Genomic DNA, 16,908 nt, shown 5'->3' on the forward strand with positions numbered 1-16,908 from the left:
GTCTCGACCGACGCCCCCGGGGCGACCGACGCTTCGGGGGAGCGTGACCCGAAACGAACCCCCGGCGACCGCGTCGTCGCCGACGTGCAGCTCCCCATGGCGGACCTGTCGGTGCCGCCCAACAGCATCGGCGGCTATCTGATCCGTCGGCTGTGGGACTACGGGGTGCGGGACGTGTTCGGCATCCCCGGGGATTTCGTGCTCCAATTTTACGGAATGCTGGAGGGCAGCGATCTGCGGGTGATCGGCGCCACCCGCGAGGACAACGCCGGCTACGCCGCCGACGCCTACGCCCGCGTCCACGGCATGGGGGCGTTGTGCGTGACCTACTGCGTCGGCGGGCTGTCGACCTGCAACAGCGTCGCCGGGGCGTTCGCGGAGAAGAGCCCGGTCGTCGTCATCACCGGCAGTCCGGGGGTGAAGGAGCGGGAGAGCGACCCGCTGCTGCATCACCGCGTCCGCGATTTCGACACCCAACGCAAGGTGTTCGAGACGATCACCGTCGCCAATACGGTGCTGGACGACCCGCTGACGGCCTTCCGGGAGATCGACCGCTGCCTCGCCGCCGCCCATCGGTTCAAGCGGCCGGTTTACATCGAACTGCCCCGGGACTGCGTGCGGCTGGAGCCGCCCTATCCGCACGAGCCCCGCCGGGACGAGCAGCGCAGCGACCCCGCCGCCCTCTCCCACGCCCTCGCCGCGGCCAAGGCGATGATCGACGCGGCCAAGAAGCCGGTAATCGTCGCCGGGGTGGAGATGCACCGCTTCGGCCTGCGGGAGGAGGTCGTCAAGCTGGCGGAGGCGAACGAGATTCCCATGTGCTCCACCCTGCTGGGCAAGAGCGCTGTCTCGGAGACGCACCCGCTGCACGTGGGCGTCTACGAGGGGGCGATGGGCCGGCCGAGCGTCACGGAGTACGTCGAGGACAGCGACTGCGCGATCCTGCTGGGGACGTTCATGTCGGACATCAACCTCGGCATCTTCACCGCCCGGCTGGACCCGGGGCGGTGCATCTACGCCACCAGCGAGAAGCTGCGGGTCGGGCACGGCCACTTCCATGACGTTGTCCTCTCCGATTTCGTCCGGCAACTGGCCGACACGGAACTGGCGCCCAAAAAGCGACCCCTGCCGAAGGAGCGGGGCAGCGTGCACGCCGGCTTCGTCCTGCAGCCGAAAAACCCGCTGACCAGCCGCCAGCTGTTCGGCCGGGTGAATCGCCTGCTGGACGAGGAGAAGTTCGTGGTGGTTGCGGACGTCGGCGACTGCCTGTTCGGCGCCAGCGACCTGACTATCAAGGGGCACACGGAGTTCCTCTCCCCCGCCTACTACACCAGCATGGGCTTCGCGATCCCGGCGAGCGTCGGCGTGCAGGCGGCGGACCCGTCGTTCCGGCCGCTGGTGCTGGTCGGCGACGGGGCCTTCCAGATGACCTGCCTCGAACTGGCGACCGGGCTGAAGCTGGGCTTCAACCCGATCGTCGTGGTGCTGAACAACCACGGCTACACCACGGAGCGCTTCCTCGCCGAAGGGCCGTTCAACGACATCCCCAACTGGAGCTACCACCGCCTGCCGGACCTGCTGGGCGACGGCTGGGGGTTCGAATGCGAAACCGAGGGCGACCTCGACAAGGCCCTCAAGGCCGCCCTCGCCAACCGGGACAGCTTCACGCTGATCAACTGCCACCTCGACAAGACCGACGTCAGCCCCGCCCTGATCCGCCTGGGCGAGCGGATGTCGGAGTCGGTTTAGGGCGGAGCTTCAAGGCCAAGAAATCAAGAACCAAACGGCGAAGACGCACCTTTAGTTCTTGAGTTCTTGGTCTTGGAATTTCATCTACGAAAACCGCTCGTTGATGGCGCTGGCCAGTTCCTCACGGCGATCGGCGTCGCAGACGAGGAACAACCGCACGACGCCCGTGCCGCTGTAGCCGTTGAGGTGTAGCCCGGCGTCGGTCGCCCGCTGCACCGACAGGCAGCCGGGGGAGCGTCTGTGGCGACAGGCTTCTGACAGCCCCAGCACGATCTTCCGCACCCCCGGCCGGTTCTCCAACCAGCCGACGGAGCGTTTCAACCCCTTGGAGAGCGACTGGTGCTTGCCGCGTTTGCCGGACATGGGAGGGGAGGGGGGAGGACGGCCGAACGCCCGGGGGCGGACGCCGCCCGGGTTCGGGTGGCGCCGGTTATGCGGGCGATCGGCGAGGGTTCCCCATTCTATCGGCGAGCGAACTGACGTTCCGCGGGGAAGGGCGTCGATTCGGCAGGGGTGAAGCCCTTCCACCCGCGCCGCCGCCACGACCGGCCCCGGACCCTTCGCGCCTTCGGGGCGTTCCTCCGCCCGGCCCTCTGCCTCGCGGCGCTCGCCCCGGCACTGAGCGGGTGCGTTTGCCATGGCGAGTTCGTCACGAAGCGGGTCGCCGCGGAGCGACATCCCCTCGGGCTGAAACAGTTGGTGGTGACCGCCAGCGGGCAGCAGGCCCCCCCGGCCCGGGAGGTCCACCATGCCCGTCGGAATCACGGCGCCCCGCGGGCCCATCAGCCGCCGCGGCCGGTGGCCGTGCCGGTTCCGTCCTGCCCGACCGGCGAGCGCTACGCCGCCGCGACCTGGGCCTATCTCGCGAATCAGCCGGCGGAGGGGGCCCCCGTACCGTCGAACGCGTTCTGCACCGACGGCTTCCCCGCCGGCCCGGTCCCGCCGCCCTTCGCCGAACCCGCCGACTGAGGCGGGGCGGCGCAGGCGGCGGACGGCCGAGACCTCAAGCAGCCGGGGCGTCAGGCGGCGCCGACTGTCCTGGCGGCGTCGGCGTTCGCCTCCTGCGGCCGGGGGTAGCGGAAGGTGGCGGCGATCATCGAGTCGCCCGGCATCCGCTTGCGGGGCAACACGAACACCCGCCCGCTGTTGGCGACGACGTCGCCGGCCGCCACGCTCAGCAGGTTGACCGCGGCCGGGTCGAGGCTCCGCGGCGGCTCCGGGTCCGCGGCCCGTTCCCCCTCGGCGACGAACAGCGTCTCCACACGCCCGCTGCGGGCCGCCTCCAGGATCGTGGACAGGTCGTCGGATTTCAGGGCCGGGTCCTTCTCCGAGTACGCCGTCCGCTCCCGGTCCGCGGGGGCCTGGAAGAAGGCCTCGGCCAGCGGCCAGGCCTTGGCGTGCAGTTCGTTCGCCGGGAGGGCGTCCACGTTGCCGTGGATCGCGTCCGACAGCAGGTTGGGATAGTTCCAGGCCTCTTTCAGCATCGGGAACAGGTAGTCCACCCCGGCGAACACCACCGGCGGGTTGAACGTGCCCGGCGGCACGGGCTCGCTGCTGTGCGTCGGCGGGGTGGGATCGCGGAAGAACTCCTCCAGGCCGGCACCGATCCGCCGGAAGTATTCCGTGAGTTCCTGCTGCTTGACGGTGCTCTGGTTGGCCGCGCCATGGCCGTGGAAGTTGGCCTGCCCGCCGACGTCCCCGCCGACGCCGCTGGCCTTGTTGCTCCGCCAACCGAGGTAGCTCTGGTACTCGTCGATGTTCAGAGCCTCGCGGAGGTTCTGCGGCAGGGCCTCCGGATTGCGTTCCAACACGACGGCCCGGGTGCCCTCCAACAGGCGGACGTGATTCTGGCTCACGGCCAGCACAAAGAACCGCCCCTCGCCGGAGACCAGCGGCACCAGCGGGAGCACCTCGAAGCGATCGCCCAGCGCGACCCGCTCCGGCACGGCATGGGACAGCCGGAACGTGCGGAGTTGTCCGTCGGTCTTCGCGGACTCCTCCGGGGGGGGCGTGAGAAACAGCGCCAGCCCTTCCGCCTGATGCTGCCAGAACCGCTCGTCGTTGCGGAGGGCGTGCAGCGGGGCGAGCGCGTGCTGGAGCCGCACGCCGGTGACGCCGTCCTCCTTCAGCAGGCGTTCCGCTTCGCCGAGGAGGTTCTTGAACCGGATCGCGTCCTCCCGCAGCCCCTGGGCGCCGCTGCGATGGGTGGGCATCGTGAGCGTCAGCCGCGGGCCGTCCCCGGGGGCGGCCAACTCGCGGACGGTCTCGCGGGTGACGGGATCGATCGGTGCGACGTTCATGGACCCTGAGAGCTGATAGGGGAAACGGACGAACGCTCCCACGGTGATCGATGGGCGGCCGCTTGCCCTCGGGGAAAGCCCCGTCCCCCCGCCCGGCGATCCCGGCGACCCCACAGCCCTGTCCGAACGCCCCGGAACGGTCCAAGCCGGTCCTCACTGGGCAGCGTCGTCCCGAACTGAGCGGGGAGGCGGTGGGGAAGAGCCTGAAGTGGGCGTGCTCAGCTCCCCCCGCTCGCTGGGCGGGCGGCGGGGTGTTCAATCCAACTCCACCTTCACCGCTGAACGGAACCGCTCCCATGTCCGCTTCCACCGTCTCCGCCGACGCCGCCCCCAGCGGGCCGGACGGCGAGAAACTGCTCGCCGCCGGCGACAAGGTCGCCCTCCGCCTCTGGGATGAAGGTCCGGTCTCGGGGAAGAAACCGCACAAGAACCAATATGAAACCGTCGGCTACGCCATCGAGGGCGAAGCCACACTGACCCTGGGCGGCAGCGAAACGAAGCTGACACCGGGCCTCTCCTGGGTGGTGCCGGCCGGGGCGGAGCACTTCTACAGCGTCGACGGTCACTTCAAAGCGGTCGAAGCCACCAGCCCGCCGGCCCGCCCCCGCTGAAACCCCCGTCCGGTCTTCCCGTCCGAATCCGCCCCCGCCGCCCGGTCCCATGAGCAAGAGCTACTCCAAAGGCACGAAGGTGAAGTGGAAGTGGGGCGACAACTGGGCCCACGGCACCGTCGACGAGGTGTTCACCTCGAAGGTGAGCCGCACCATCAAGGGGAACGAAGTCACCCGCAACGCCAGCGACGACGAGCCGGCCTACCTGATCGAAACGGACAGCAGCCGGGCCCTGAAGTCCCACAGCGAAGTGCAGAAAGACTCCTGACGGCCGGCAGCAGGCCGGCTACACCGTCTCCTGCCGTTCGACGGCGTGGCCGGTGGCGTCCAGCCGGTCGCCGCGGCGGTCCTCGCGGATCCCTGGCAGGTGCCTCGGGGCGATGAGCCCCAAGTCGGCCGCGTGATTCGCGGCGGCGACGGTGTCCGGCACCAGGACCATCGGCACTCCCTCGTCCGAGACCTCCTTGGCGATCCGCCGCACGTCGAACCGCGTGCGGTCGCGGACGTCGCGGATATAAACGGCCTTCACCCGCCCCGGGTACTCCCGCACGGCGTCCCGGTACAGCTTCGGGTCGTCCTGGCCGCTGTCGCCGATGAGGACGAACGGCAGGTCGCCGGTAGAGTCCATAATCCGTTCAATTTTCTCCAACTTGTGATCGTGTCCGCCGGCCACGAACTGTTTGGAATCGACTCCCATGTCCCGCAGCAGGATCGGCCCGTCCGGCAGGCCGTTGACCCGCAGGAAGACCCGGAATAATTCGTAGAGGTTCCAGGCGCTGCTGGAGACGTAATAGATCGGATTGGGCGGGGCGACCGGGTCGTCTTCAGGCTCCAGCGACGCCGGGGAGCGGGACCAGTCGCCGGTCGGCCCGGCGGCGAGGGCGTTATAGAAGGCGCTCACGCCCTCGAACGGCAGCCGCGTGCGGGCGTTCTTGAGCAGCGTCAGCCGGGCAATCTTCCAGAAGTTGCTGGCGTAGGACCGGATCACGGTGTCGTCCATGTCCGAGATGATCCCGAACCCGGCGTCGGCGGCCGGCACGAGGTTAAACGCGGTGGCGAATACCGGCCCCCCCTGGCGGATCGCCTGCGGCGGCAAGGACAGCGTCGCGGTGTGATAAACGCCGGTCGGCAGCGGTCTGGTCGGGCGGAAGCGAAATTCGAAATAGCCCTCTTCGTCGCTGAGGGCAGTCTGCCGATGGCCCGCGAACTCGCAGGCGACGCGGCAACCGGAGACCTCGTCCGTCTGCCAGTGGTGGTACATCGCCGTCAGGTTCCGCCACCACGGATCCTCCTCGGCCGGGTCGTGGACCGGCTTGTCCTCCAGCACCCGCCCGCTGACCCGCACGTCCTTCGCCGAGCCGAACCCGCGGTAGGTCTGGATCTTCAGCGGACGCCGGAAGCCAACGGCCGCCTTCACGTTGCGTTTCAGCAAGTCGTACCGGCCCTCGAGGATCTGCGCGGCACGCTTGAGCTGGTCGGCGGAGGGAAGCGAACCGGACGGCACGGGGCGGCGGGGCGGGCAGGCGGGAGGGACGGGGCAAGATAGAACGCCGCCGCCCGCCGCGCCCCCCGAAGGGAGCCCGGCGGGCGGCGGGATCGGGAAAACTCCGGGCGGTTCAGCGGGGTTTCGCGGCCGCCTCCGGCAGCGGGGCGACGTCGGTGCCGCCGACATGGCGATGGCCGGGCTCCGCGTTGGTCGGATCGTCCGCGTCCGGATTCTTGCCGCCGGGGCCGGTGTGCACCTCGGAAGTCTCCATCTCCCGCAGGGTCCGGGCGAAGCTGATCTCCTCCGCCTCCTCGTCCGGGTGGCGGAGCAGGTTGCGGATGCCCGGGTCCACCAGCCCCTCCAGCCAGTCGCCCAGCCGCATCTCCGTGGGCCGTTCGAGGAACTGGTCGTAGGCTGTCAGGTACACCTCCTCCATGATATCGGCGACCGGCAGGGTCTCGCCGATGGCCCGGTCGAGGTCCGGGTAACGCTGCACCCACCGCCCGACGCGGTCCCGCAGCGACCCGTCGAACCCCGCCATCTCCTGACGGAACGCGAGATAGTCCCGGGCGTGGATCGCCTTCTCCAGCGTCGCCAGTTCGGGAACCACGTCCGGCGTCACCTCCTGCACGGTGCCCTCCGCCAGCCGGGACCGGCGGTTGTCCTGCGTTTCCATCCGGTTCTTATAGGCCTTGAGCTTCTGCACAAGCTTCCGCACGCACTTCTGATAGGCCGGATGGGCGACGCTGTCGTGCTCCCCGGTGAACAGGGTTTTGCCCGGCGTGATCAGGCTCGTTTTGACGTGATATTCCTGACTGTGCTCGAACCAGGCGATCGTCACGAGCAGGTCGGAGACCGGCATCTTTTCGGTCAGCTTGGCGAGGGCGTCGAGGTCCTCCTCCATCTGTCGCAGCTCCCCGGAGCTGATGGAGCAGTTCTTCGTGACAAGCTCCAATTTCAGGTTGTATTTCTGATCGCTGAACGACTCGTTTTTACGTGCGGCGGCGGCGGCAGGCATGATCGGTTCCTGAAAGATGCGGCGAGCTGTGGTCAATGCGTCGGGGCAACGGCCCGGCGACAAGGAATGCGTTCGAACAGCTAGGCAACTGCCGTGCCGTCCGCCGGCGGCACCGCTTTTGCCGGATCTGAAACCGCCGGCTGGGTGGGGAGCGGTCAGTCCGAACCGACGCACGCCACTTCTGCGCGTTCTTGCCCCTTCACCCATTGGTGATGGATTCGTTGGATTCCAGCGGTCCGCCGGCGACGCTCCCGGAATTGCTGGGGAGAACGCCCATTCGACGACGGCGACCGGCGACCGGCGCCGATTGCCGCGCGGCCGCCGGCGGATCGTCGGGTTGCGCCGGTCGGTCCCGGGGCGCCCCCGCAGCCGCACAGCCGTAAATCGCCCGGCGGACATCGCCCGCCGCCGGCGTACCGTTCTGCCGGTGGGGTCGCCGTATCCGGAGCACTGAAGTTGTCCGTCCGCCTGATCGAACGCGCCGCGGTTGCGTCCATCGACGCCGTCGAGGACCCGCTCCGCCTGGCCAAGCGGGCCGGCCTGCATCACCTTGCAGACGACACGCCGGGCATCGTCCGCGTTCGCTGCGGCACGGGGTTCACCTTTCGCACCCCGGAGGGGGAGACGCTCGACCGAACCGGCGAGGAGCGGGCGCGGATCGACGCCCTCGCCATTCCCCCCGCCTGGGAGGAGGTCTGGGTCTCGCCAGACCCGATCAGCCACCTCCAGGCGACCGGTCGGGACGCGGCGGGCCGGAAGCAGTACCTCTATCACCCAAGCTGGGCGACCGCGGCGGGCGAGGCGAAGTGGCTGCGACTGGCCGCCTTCGGAGCCGTGCTGCCGCGGATGCGACGCCGCATCCGCCGCGACGCCCGCCGCCTGCGGATGGACAAACGGAAAGCTTGCGCCCTCGCCGCCGGGCTGCTGGACGCCGCCGCGATCCGCGTCGGCGGCGCCGACTACACCCGCGATCATCAGACGTACGGCCTGACCACGCTCCGGCCGGAGCACGTCGTCGTCCGCGGCGGGCTGATCCGGCTGTCGTTCCTTGGCAAGCACGGGGTGCAGCGGGACGTGGAATGCCGCCGCCGTTCGTTGGCCCGGTCCCTCAAGACGCTCAAGGCCGCCGGCGGCGACACCCTGCTGAAGTACCGCGACGGCGCCGGCGTCTGGCGGCCGCTGAGCAGTTCCAAGGTCAACGCCTACCTGTCGCACGCCGCCGCCGGGAAGGTGACGGCGAAAGACTTCCGCACCTGGCACGGCGCCCGCGTCGCCTTCGAAGCGGCGCTGGCCGGACCGGCGGATCCGAAGACCGATCCCGTGCGAGCCGCGGTCGTGGCGGCCAGCGAGTACCTCGGCAATACCGCCGCCGTCTGCCGCGAGTACTACGTGCACCCCGCCGTCACGGAGTTCGCGGCGGAGGTGGCGAACGGCGCCCGCCCCCCGCGGCCGGTGCGTCTGCGGGGCCTGCGGCGGTCGGAGCGGCGGTTACTGGCCCTGCTTCGTCAATACGCGGCGGAGGAGTGACCCGCTCGAAGATCACCGCCGTCTGGTCCCCGTAGACCTGCCGCCAACGGGAGGACCGGCGGGCGGCCACCAGCAGCGCCGGCTGCTCACGCGGGGAGAGCATCAGCGTCGTCACCCCGTAGAGCTCGAGTCGGTCCTCCCACCCGGGGGCCGCGGTGGAGAGGGCACGGGCATCGTTCCAGACCTGCGGCGGGATCAGGTGGGCGTGGGAGCCGACGAAAATCGCCACGTCCGACGGCCCGGCCACGAGTAGGAAGTCGCCGAAGGCGTGGGCGTGAAACAGTTGCGCGGCCGGGGGATGCGCCCGCAAATAGGCCGCCGCCCGCACCGGCGTGCCGAAGGCGAGGCTGTCCGCCGTGGCGCGTTCGCCTCGCGCCAGATTCCACGAGGGCGGGCTCAACGCCACGCCCAGCACCAGCCCGGCCGCCCAGGCCCAGGAACTCCCGCGGCACCGAGTCGCCCTGAGCGCCTGCGGCCATCTTGCCTGCACGATCGCCGCGACGTGCACGCCGAGGAACAGCGCCGCCGGCCCCGCCCACCACAGCAGCCAGCGACTTGTCCGGCAGGCCGCCAATGCGAAGCCGACCAGCACGAGCGCCTCGCCCCACCCGATCCGCCGCGGGCTGAGCCGGGCCACGACCGCCAGCAGCGCCGCGGCGAGGAAGAACGCCCGTCCCTGATTCATCTCCCAGGTCAGCGGTCGCCACTCGATCACGTCCGCCAGGTTCGGATGCCCGCCGAACGTCAGTGCCTCGACGTACGCCCACGGCCCCAGCGGGTTTACGCAGCAGGCCGCAGCGCAGAGGGCGACCAGCCCCGCCGCCCGCCGCATCCGGCCGCTCCGCCACGCGGCCGGGCCCAGCCGTCCGATGCGGTTCAGCAGGTCCGCCGCCAGCCAGACCAGCCCCAGCGGCCAACTGCCGTGCAGGTTCGTCCACAGCAGAAAGACGAGCGGCAGCAGCGCCCACCGCCAGCCCGGCCGCCGCGGGATCGGCGTGGCGGCCAGCAGCGCCGCGAACAGCACGACCCCAAGCGTTTGCGGTCGCAGCATCTGCGGTCCCAGCGGGGCGGACCACGGGGGGAAGGCGAACAGCTGGAACCAGGCCACGAACAGGAACGCCGCCCCCGCGATCCACCCGGCCCACGGTGCCCGCGCCCGCCGACGGGCCGCGGGGCCGACGCCGCCCACGGCCAGCGCCGTCAACAGGCCGCCGGCCAGCCGCAGGCCCTCCGGCCCCGCGAGGTCGTACAGCCACGACCCGAATACCCCCGCCAGCCAAGCGAAGTTCACGAACGGCTCCCCCGCGCTGAGCGGCATCAGCGGTTCGGTCGCCGGGACCTCGCCCGTCGCCCGGATGTGCCGGCCGTAGGCCAGATGCGCCCATAGATCCGCGTGGTACAGGGGGCGGGCGGCGGTCGTCGCCAGCGTCGCGGCGAGCAGCCCGGCGGTCACGACGCACGCGACGACGGGGGCGACGCGGCTGTTCACGGCGGGAGTCTACGGTCCTTCGCGGGCGAATCGCAGTTCCGCCCACCGCCTCGCGGCGACTAGAACCCGGCTTCCCCCGGAAGAATCGCCGTGTCCCGCATCCCCCTGTCCCGCCTCCCCTGGGCGGCGGCGCTGAGCGCCGCCGCGCTGGCGGCGATCGGTCTGCTGGCGATCGGCCGCGGGGACGAACTGGCTGGCGTCTCGCCCGACGCCGTCGGTTTCGCCGCCAAGCAGCGGGTCTGGGCGGCGTTCGCGGCGGTCGCCTGCGGCGCCGTCGCCGCCGTGCCGACGCGGCTCCTCAAGTCGCTGGCCCTGCCGTCGTTCGCCGCGGCGGTGGGGTTGCTGATCCTCGTCTACGCTTTTCCGGCCCGGAACGGCTCGCAGCGCTGGATCCCGGTGGGGCCGGTCCTGCTGCAACCCTCGGAGTTCGCCAAGCTGGCTGTGTTGCTGGCACTGGCCCGGTACCTGTCGCATCGCCGCAATCACCGCACCGTCGTCGGGCTGATCCCGCCCTTCCTGCTGACCGTCGTCCCAGTGGGTCTGATCCTGAAGGAACCGGACCTCGGCACGGCGTTGGTGTTCCTGCCGATGCTCGGGGCCGTGCTGATCGCCAGCGGGGCGCGGGGTTCCCACCTCGCCGCCGCGGCCGTGCTGGGGCTGGCCTGCCTGCCGGTCCTGTGGCTCGGCATGAGCGCGGAGCAGCGCAGCCGCGTCACCGCCGTCTTCACCCAGCGCCCGCTGACGGAACTGAGCGAACCGGCCCCGCCGGGCGACGGCTATCACCTGCATCGGTCCAAACAGGTGCTCGCCCTCGGCGGGGCGGGGGGCAGCGCCGGGCTGTTCGGCGGCGGCTCCGACCTGGAGGAACGCGACGCCCTGCAACTGCCCGCGGCCCGGACGGACTTCGTGTTCTGCCTCGTCGCCGAACGCTTCGGCCTGCCGGGAACGCTCGCCGTGCTGGGGCTGTTCGGCACGCTGGTCGCCAGTTGTTTGCGGGTGGCGGCCCGCTGCGGCGATCCGTTCGGCCGGCTGACCGCCGCCGGGGTGGGGGCGTTGTTCGGGACTCAAGCGGTCATCAACACGGCGATGACGGTCGGGCTGATGCCGATCACCGGGCTCGCGCTACCGCTGGTCTCCTACGGCGGCAGCAGTCTGGTCGCCTGCGGGGCGGCGGTCGGGCTGGTGATCGGCGTGGCGCTCCGCGGTCGGGTGGAGGTCCGTCCGGACCCCCTCCACTTCGGCCCCCGCTTCGACCGCTGAGCCGTCGTCGGCACAGGCCGGTTCGTCGCAGAGTTCCCGCACGACCGCCAGCAGGGCCTCCCACTTCGGCAGGATCGCGGGGAAAGCCTCCACTCCCACGGCGAAGTGGGTGACACCGGGAACCGTGTGCAGGGCCGTCCAGCCGCGGGTCTTGAGTCGGTGCAGTTCTTCCACCTGATCGCCCAGCGTGAAGCGATCGCCCCGCTCCCCGGCGGCGAACAGGATCGGTCGGTCCTCCGCTTTCACCACGTCGCGCAGCTCCGTCTCGTCGAAGCTGAGGCCGGCCCGGCGGATCGCCTCCGTCACGCCGAGCATCAGCCAGCGTTCGGCGATTTGCGGGGCCGCCATCCCCCGGAACCACCGCACGCCGCGACGCAGCGAGATCATCGGCGCCAGCGCCGCACACCCCGCGACCCGGGGACCGGGGCCGTCGGAACTGGACCGCGCACGGTCCACGGCGAGGTGCGCCAGCACGGCGACCGCCCCCGTGCTGAAGCCGACGGTGATCACCGGCGGCTCGAACCAGCCCCGCTCCGTCGCAAGGTCGATGAGCGTGTCCACGTCGTGCCGTTCCTTCACCCCGAAGGTCACGAACGGGCCGCCGCTGTCGCCGTGGTGCCGCAGATCGCCCATCAACACCGGATGACCCAGCCCGGACAGGGTGCGGGCCGTCTCGGCGTGGGTCTCCTTCGTCTCCATCCAGCCGTGCAGGTGCACCACGCCGGGCCGCCGCGGGGCTCCGGCGGCCGGGGGCACGTAGCAGTAGCCGATCGGCACGCCGTCCGCGGCGAGGGTCGTGCCGTAGGTGGCCCCGTCGTTCTGGAGTTGGGGCCGCTGCCGCTTGCGGGTCAGGCTGAACCGCGTCAGCCAGGGCAACCGCAGCATCTGACGGCCGACCCACACCCCCAGCCAATGCCCGACCCCGGCGCGTCGGCGGATGCGTTGCAGGCGGCTGACTTCCTCCGCATCGACCGGCGGCTCGTCCGGCTCGCGCTCCGCGGCGATCTCGGCAGGGGTGGGGGGAGGATTCACGCCGGGAGTGTAGCCCGACGGCGAGCGGTGGGCGTCAGCCCTCCGTGTTCTCGGACGCCCTCGATCGCACGGGGGGCTGACGCCCCCTCGCTCGCCTTCGTCACGCCAGCAGTTCGCCGATCACCTCGCCGCCGAACTGCGAGAGCTGCTTGAACCGGCCGGAACTGAAGTAGGTCAGCCGGTTGTCGTCCAGGCCGAGCAGGTGGAGCAGGGTGACGTGCAGATCGCGGATCGGGTGGACGCACTCGACCGCCTCCGCCCCCAGTTCGTCCGTCGCCCCGACGGTCGCGCCGGCGTTCACCCCGCCGCCGGCCAGCCAGACAGTCATCGCCTTGGCGTTGTGGTCCCGCCCGTAGGCGATGCCGCCGCGGGGGGCGTTGTCCGGGGAGCGGCCGAACTCGCCGGTCCAGACGACCAGCGTTTCCTCCAGCAGGCCGCGACGCTTCAGGTCCGTCAGCAGGGCCGCGATCGGCTGGTCCACCTGCCGGACGAGGTTCCCGTGGGCCCGGCCGATCTGGTCGTGGGAGTCCCAGGTGCCGTGGTAGAGCTGCACGAACCGCACGCCCCGCTCCACGAGCCGGCGAGCCAGCAGGCACTTCCGGCCAAAGGCGTCGGTGTCGGCCCCGCCGACGCCGTAAAGATCCCGCGTGGCCTGATCCTCGTCCTCCACGTCGATCAACCCCGGCACCCGGGCCTGCATGCGGAAGGCCAGTTCGTAGCTCGCCACCCGGGCCGACAGCGTCTCGGCGAACGGATCGCCCGCCGCGACGCGGTCGGCGGCGTGTCGACGGTTTAACTCGGCGAGTAGGTCGAGGTTCCGCCGCTGGTGGTCCCGCGTGATCCCGGCGGGCGGGGCGAGGTTCAGGATCGGCGACCCCTCCGCCCGCAGCGGGGTGCCTTGGTAGCGGGCCGGCAGGAAGCCGGCGCCCCAGTTCGCGGCGCCGCCCTGCGGATGGCTCACCTCCGGCAGCACGACGAACGCCGGCAGATCCGCGTTCATCGAACCCAGCCCGTAGGTCACCCAGGCCCCCACCGCCGGGTCGCCGCCGAAGCGGTTCCCGGTGTTGATGTGGGCCATCGCGGTCGGGTGGTTCACGCTCTCCGCCTGACAGCCCCGGTAGAAGCAGAGGTCGTCCGCCACCTTCGCCAGATGGGCCCAATCGGTGGACATGTCCGCCCCGCTGGCGCCGGCCTGGGCGAAGCGGAAGGGGCTCTCGACGTAGTACCGCGTGCCGGATTCCATCGCGGAGAAGTTCTCGCCCTCCCGCTTGAACTGCTTCAGGTGCAGGTCGCGGAGCTTCGGCTTCGGGTCGAACGTGTCGATATGGCTCGGCCCGCCCTCCATCGTGAGGAAGATGCAGCGTTTCGCTTTTGCCGCCCGGTGCGGCAGGGGCGCGGCGTTCGATCCGTCGGCGCCGCGGGCCTCCTCGGCGAGCAGCGCCGAGAGGGCCAGCCCGCCCACGCTGGCGCCCAGCGAAAACAGGGCGTCCCGGCGGGGCACGGCGGCGGGCGGGGGGATCGTCACGTCCGCTTAGTCCAGGTAGAGGAATTCGTTCGCGTTCAGCAGCACGAGGGCCACCTCCGCCAGACCGCGGGTGCGGGCGTCGGCCTCGGCGGGGCCGAGGTCCGGGATGAAGTCCGCGGCCTGCTCGAGCGTTTCCACATACGAAAACCGTTCGCCGGTGTTCTCCTCGACGGCGTCTCGCAGCACCTCGGACGGCGGGCGGACGGGATCGAAGTGCAGGCTGGCGTGGCGGGCCGTCATGGCGTGCCAGTGCGACAGGCAGGCGGTCCGCTCCGCGTCCGTCGGCGGTCGGCTGAACGCCCGCCGGAACAGGGCGTCGACGGCGTCGGCGTCCCGCTCCGGTTCGTCGGCCAGCGCGGCCGCCGCCGCGGCGAGGGCGCGGCCGAGAGTGTTGCGGCCGTTCAGCAGGGCGAGGGCCTGCGGGGCGACGATGCTGGTCTCCCGCCGTTCGCAGGGGGCGTCCGGCGTGGGGGCGTTGAAGGTTTCCAGCAGCGGATCGCGGAGTCCCCGCAGCTTCAGGGCGTAGAGGGTGCGGCGGTGCCGCCGCCGCGGGTCCGGGTCCGGCTGCCAGGCGGGGGCGAAGGTGCCCATCACCTGCCGCGGTTGCAGGGCGACGTCCGGTTCGATCTCCGGCCGGACCGGCACGCCGCCGACCGCGGGATTCAGTTCGCCGGAGAACGCCAGCATCGCGTCCCGCAGCTCCTCCGCGGTGAGCCGGCGGGGGCGGGCGACGGCCAGCAACTCCCCGTTCGGATCAGCCGCCGCGACGGCCGCCGGGTCCGGGTGCAGCGAACGCCGGGCGTAGGCGTCCGACAACAGCAGCGCCCGCACCAGCGGCTTCGTTCGCCACCCGCCCTCGACCAGACGCACGGCGAGGTAATCGAGCAGTTCCGGGTGCGTCGGCTCCGCCCCGCCGCCGCCGAAGTTGTTCGCGTTGGCCGCCAGCCCGCGACCGAAGACCCACTGCCACAGCCGGTTGGCGTACACCCGGGCGGGCAGCGGGTTCGCCGGGTCGGTCAGCCAGCCGGCGAGGACCAGCCGACGCCCGGTCGGCGCCTCCGGCACCGGGTCGGCGGCGGCCGGATCGACGGACAGCAGCGCGGCGCTCAGCACGCCGGGTTCGACCGGCTCCCCCGGGCTGAACGGGTCGCCGCCGGTCAGGATGGCGGAGCGTTCGATCTCCCCCCGTGCCCGGTCCTCCGGCAGGCGAAGCGGCGCCGTCACCGGTTTCATCGGCGGGCTCGCCCCGCTGTAGACGGTGAATGCGTAGGGTTTGAAGGCGTCCAGTTCCCACTGATGACGTTGGATCGCCTTCCGGGCAACGCGTTCCAGACCGAAATCAAGCGGGTCCAGATCGACCGTCTTCGGGGCGATCTCAGCCTCCGGCACGCCCTGCTTCTGCTTCTGCCCGCGGGGGGCGTACTTCAGGCCGCGTTCCGCGTACCACCGCTTTTCCAGCTCGATCTTCTTCTGATCGACGCGTCGCTGGACCGCCTGCGCCGCGGCGATCCGTTCCCGCAGATAGCGGGGTTCGTCGTGGTCCCGCGGGTCTTCCCGCGGGTGGAGCGGGACGGCTCGCTCGGCGAACTGGGTCGTGGCGAAGCTGGCCTGAATCGCGTAGTAGTCGCGGGTCGGAATCGGGTCGAACTTGTGGTCGTGGCACTTGGCACACTGGAGCGGCTGGGCCAGAAACGTCTGGCCGACCGTGTCCGTGACGTCGTCCAGGAACTGTTGGCGGGCGACCTTCGCGACGCTCATCCCGGTGTGCTCCCACGGCCCCATCCGCAGGAATCCGGGGGCGATCAGGGCGTCGATCCCCTCCGGCGAGCCCGCCGCGAGCGCCCCGGAGTCGACCAGTTCGTCCCCGGCGAGCTGCTCCGTGAGGAAACGGTCGAACGGCTTGTCGTCGTTGAAGGCCCGCACCACGTAGTCGCGGTAACGCCAGGCGTTCGGGCGTTGGAAGTCGTTGGCGAGGCCGCCGCTGTCTGCGTAGCGGACCACGTCCAGCCAGTGCGTCGCGAACCGCTCGCCGTAATGCGGGCTGGCCAACAGGCGGTCCACGACCGCGGCGAAGGCGGTCCGGTCGTCCCGCGGGTCGGCGAGGAAGGCGGCGACTTCCGCCGGCGCCGGCGGCAGGCCGGTCAGATCGAATGTCGCCCGGCGGAGCAGCGTCCGCCGGTCCGCCCGCGGGGCGGGGGTCAGCCCGGCCTCCGCCAGCTTCGCGTTGAGGAAGGCGTCCGCCGGATCGGCCGGCGGGGCGAACCCGGGCGGGTTCGGCGGGGGCGGGGGAGCGGCGATCGGGCGGTAGGCCCAGACGTCTGCGGGCTCGTAGCGGCGATCGGTCCAGTCGTCAGAGAGCCCGCCGCTGGTGGGCACCCGCACGCCGGCGGCGTGGGCGGTGCGGATCGCCGCCACGGTCGCCGCGTCCGGCCAGGGGGCCCCGGCGTCGATCCAATCCCGCACCGCCCACCGCTGCGCCTCGGTCAGCCGATCCGCCTCCTTCGGCGGCATCCCGTAGCCGTCGTCCCACTTCAGCAGGGCGTAGAGGCTGCCGGCCGCGTGGTCGCCGGGCGTCACGCCGGGGTCGCCGCTCTCCCCGCCCGCTAGCAGCCCGGCCCGCGTCGACAGGTCGAAGGCCCCCTTCAGATCGTCGCCGTCCGCCCCGTGACAGGCGAGGCACTTCGCCGCGAACATCGGCTGCACCTCCAGGGCGAACAGCCGTTCCCCCTCCGTCCACCCGTCCGGTTCCGCCGCCGTGGCATTCGCTCCGCACCACGCCGACGCGGCGAGCAGATAGCGGAGGAGGACGCGGTTCACGGGCGGAAACCATCAACGTTCGGGGATGGGTGCACGATCCCCGGCCTCCTCGTCGCTGTCAATGTGCCGCGGCGTCCCGCGGGAGCCCAGCCGG

12 protein-coding genes and 1 pseudogene are annotated in these 16,908 nt (G+C 71.3%); 6 read left to right on the forward strand and 7 right to left on the reverse strand.

Annotation, left to right across the window (positions count from 1 at the left end; translation table 11 throughout):
• Positions 1–96: 96 nt before the first annotated feature.
• Positions 97–1,749 carry an alpha-keto acid decarboxylase family protein gene (locus CA12_RS15930; protein ID WP_145361587.1) on the forward strand — a complete coding sequence of 551 codons (1,653 nt, stop codon included), beginning with the start codon at positions 97–99 and terminating at the stop codon, positions 1,747–1,749.
• A gap of 84 nt (positions 1,750–1,833) precedes the next feature.
• On the opposite strand, the gene CA12_RS15935 is transcribed toward CA12_RS15930, so the two are convergent.
• On the reverse strand, positions 1,834–2,112 hold the full coding sequence (locus CA12_RS15935) for a hypothetical protein (protein ID WP_145360018.1): 279 nt from the start codon (positions 2,110–2,112) through the stop codon (positions 1,834–1,836).
• A gap of 150 nt (positions 2,113–2,262) precedes the next feature.
• Between CA12_RS15935 and CA12_RS15940 the strand changes: the two genes are divergently transcribed.
• On the forward strand, positions 2,263–2,718 hold the full coding sequence (locus CA12_RS15940) for a hypothetical protein (RefSeq protein ID WP_145360019.1): 456 nt from the start codon (positions 2,263–2,265) through the stop codon (positions 2,716–2,718).
• Between the two features lie 50 nt (positions 2,719–2,768).
• Here the strand turns inward: CA12_RS15940 and CA12_RS15945 are convergent, their stop codons facing one another.
• Complete coding sequence (locus CA12_RS15945; protein ID WP_145360020.1) at positions 2,769–4,049, reverse strand: baeRF7 domain-containing protein; 1,281 nt, start codon at positions 4,047–4,049, stop codon at positions 2,769–2,771.
• A gap of 296 nt (positions 4,050–4,345) precedes the next feature.
• Here CA12_RS15945 and CA12_RS15950 point away from each other — a divergent pair, with 296 nt between their 5' ends.
• Positions 4,346–4,660, forward strand: coding sequence for a cupin domain-containing protein (locus tag CA12_RS15950; RefSeq protein WP_145360021.1), 315 nt, complete (start codon positions 4,346–4,348; stop codon positions 4,658–4,660).
• 49 nt (positions 4,661–4,709) lie between these two features.
• Positions 4,710–4,928 carry a hypervirulence associated TUDOR domain-containing protein gene (locus CA12_RS15955; protein ID WP_145360022.1) on the forward strand — a complete coding sequence of 73 codons (219 nt, stop codon included), beginning with the start codon at positions 4,710–4,712 and terminating at the stop codon, positions 4,926–4,928.
• A gap of 18 nt (positions 4,929–4,946) precedes the next feature.
• Here the strand turns inward: CA12_RS15955 and CA12_RS15960 are convergent, their stop codons facing one another.
• Positions 4,947–6,092 (reverse strand): App1 family protein, encoded by a 1,146-nt coding sequence (locus CA12_RS15960; protein ID WP_207622020.1) that lies wholly within the window; start codon positions 6,090–6,092, stop codon positions 4,947–4,949.
• A gap of 184 nt (positions 6,093–6,276) precedes the next feature.
• Positions 6,277–7,164, reverse strand: a complete 888-nt coding sequence (locus CA12_RS15965) for a hypothetical protein (protein ID WP_145360024.1) — start codon at positions 7,162–7,164, stop codon at positions 6,277–6,279.
• 456 nt (positions 7,165–7,620) lie between these two features.
• On the opposite strand from CA12_RS15965, the gene CA12_RS15970 reads away from it, so the two are divergent.
• Both CA12_RS15970 and CA12_RS15975 read left to right on the forward strand, forming a co-directional pair.
• Positions 7,621–8,691 (forward strand): DNA topoisomerase IB, encoded by a 1,071-nt coding sequence (locus CA12_RS15970; RefSeq protein WP_165700801.1) that lies wholly within the window; start codon positions 7,621–7,623, stop codon positions 8,689–8,691.
• Positions 8,692–10,270: 1,579 nt separating this feature from the next.
• A complete protein-coding gene (locus CA12_RS15975; RefSeq protein WP_242687954.1) occupies positions 10,271–11,440 on the forward strand; it encodes an FtsW/RodA/SpoVE family cell cycle protein in 1,170 nt (389 codons plus the stop codon).
• Between the two features lie 309 nt (positions 11,441–11,749).
• On the opposite strand, the pseudogene CA12_RS23030 reads toward CA12_RS15975, so the two are convergent.
• The 3 genes and pseudogenes from CA12_RS23030 to CA12_RS15990 all read right to left on the reverse strand — a co-directional run.
• Positions 11,750–12,325 (reverse strand): annotated as a pseudogene (locus tag CA12_RS23030) (alpha/beta hydrolase); the annotation flags it as partial.
• Positions 12,326–12,572: 247 nt separating this feature from the next.
• A complete protein-coding gene (locus tag CA12_RS15985; RefSeq protein ID WP_145361589.1) occupies positions 12,573–13,991 on the reverse strand; it encodes a DUF1501 domain-containing protein in 1,419 nt (472 codons plus the stop codon).
• A gap of 12 nt (positions 13,992–14,003) precedes the next feature.
• A complete protein-coding gene (locus CA12_RS15990; protein ID WP_207622021.1) occupies positions 14,004–16,814 on the reverse strand; it encodes a PSD1 and planctomycete cytochrome C domain-containing protein in 2,811 nt (936 codons plus the stop codon).
• Positions 16,815–16,908 lie beyond the last annotated feature (94 nt).

Source organism: Alienimonas californiensis (assembly GCF_007743815.1).
Classification (GTDB): Bacteria; Planctomycetota; Planctomycetia; order Planctomycetales; family Planctomycetaceae; genus Alienimonas; species Alienimonas californiensis.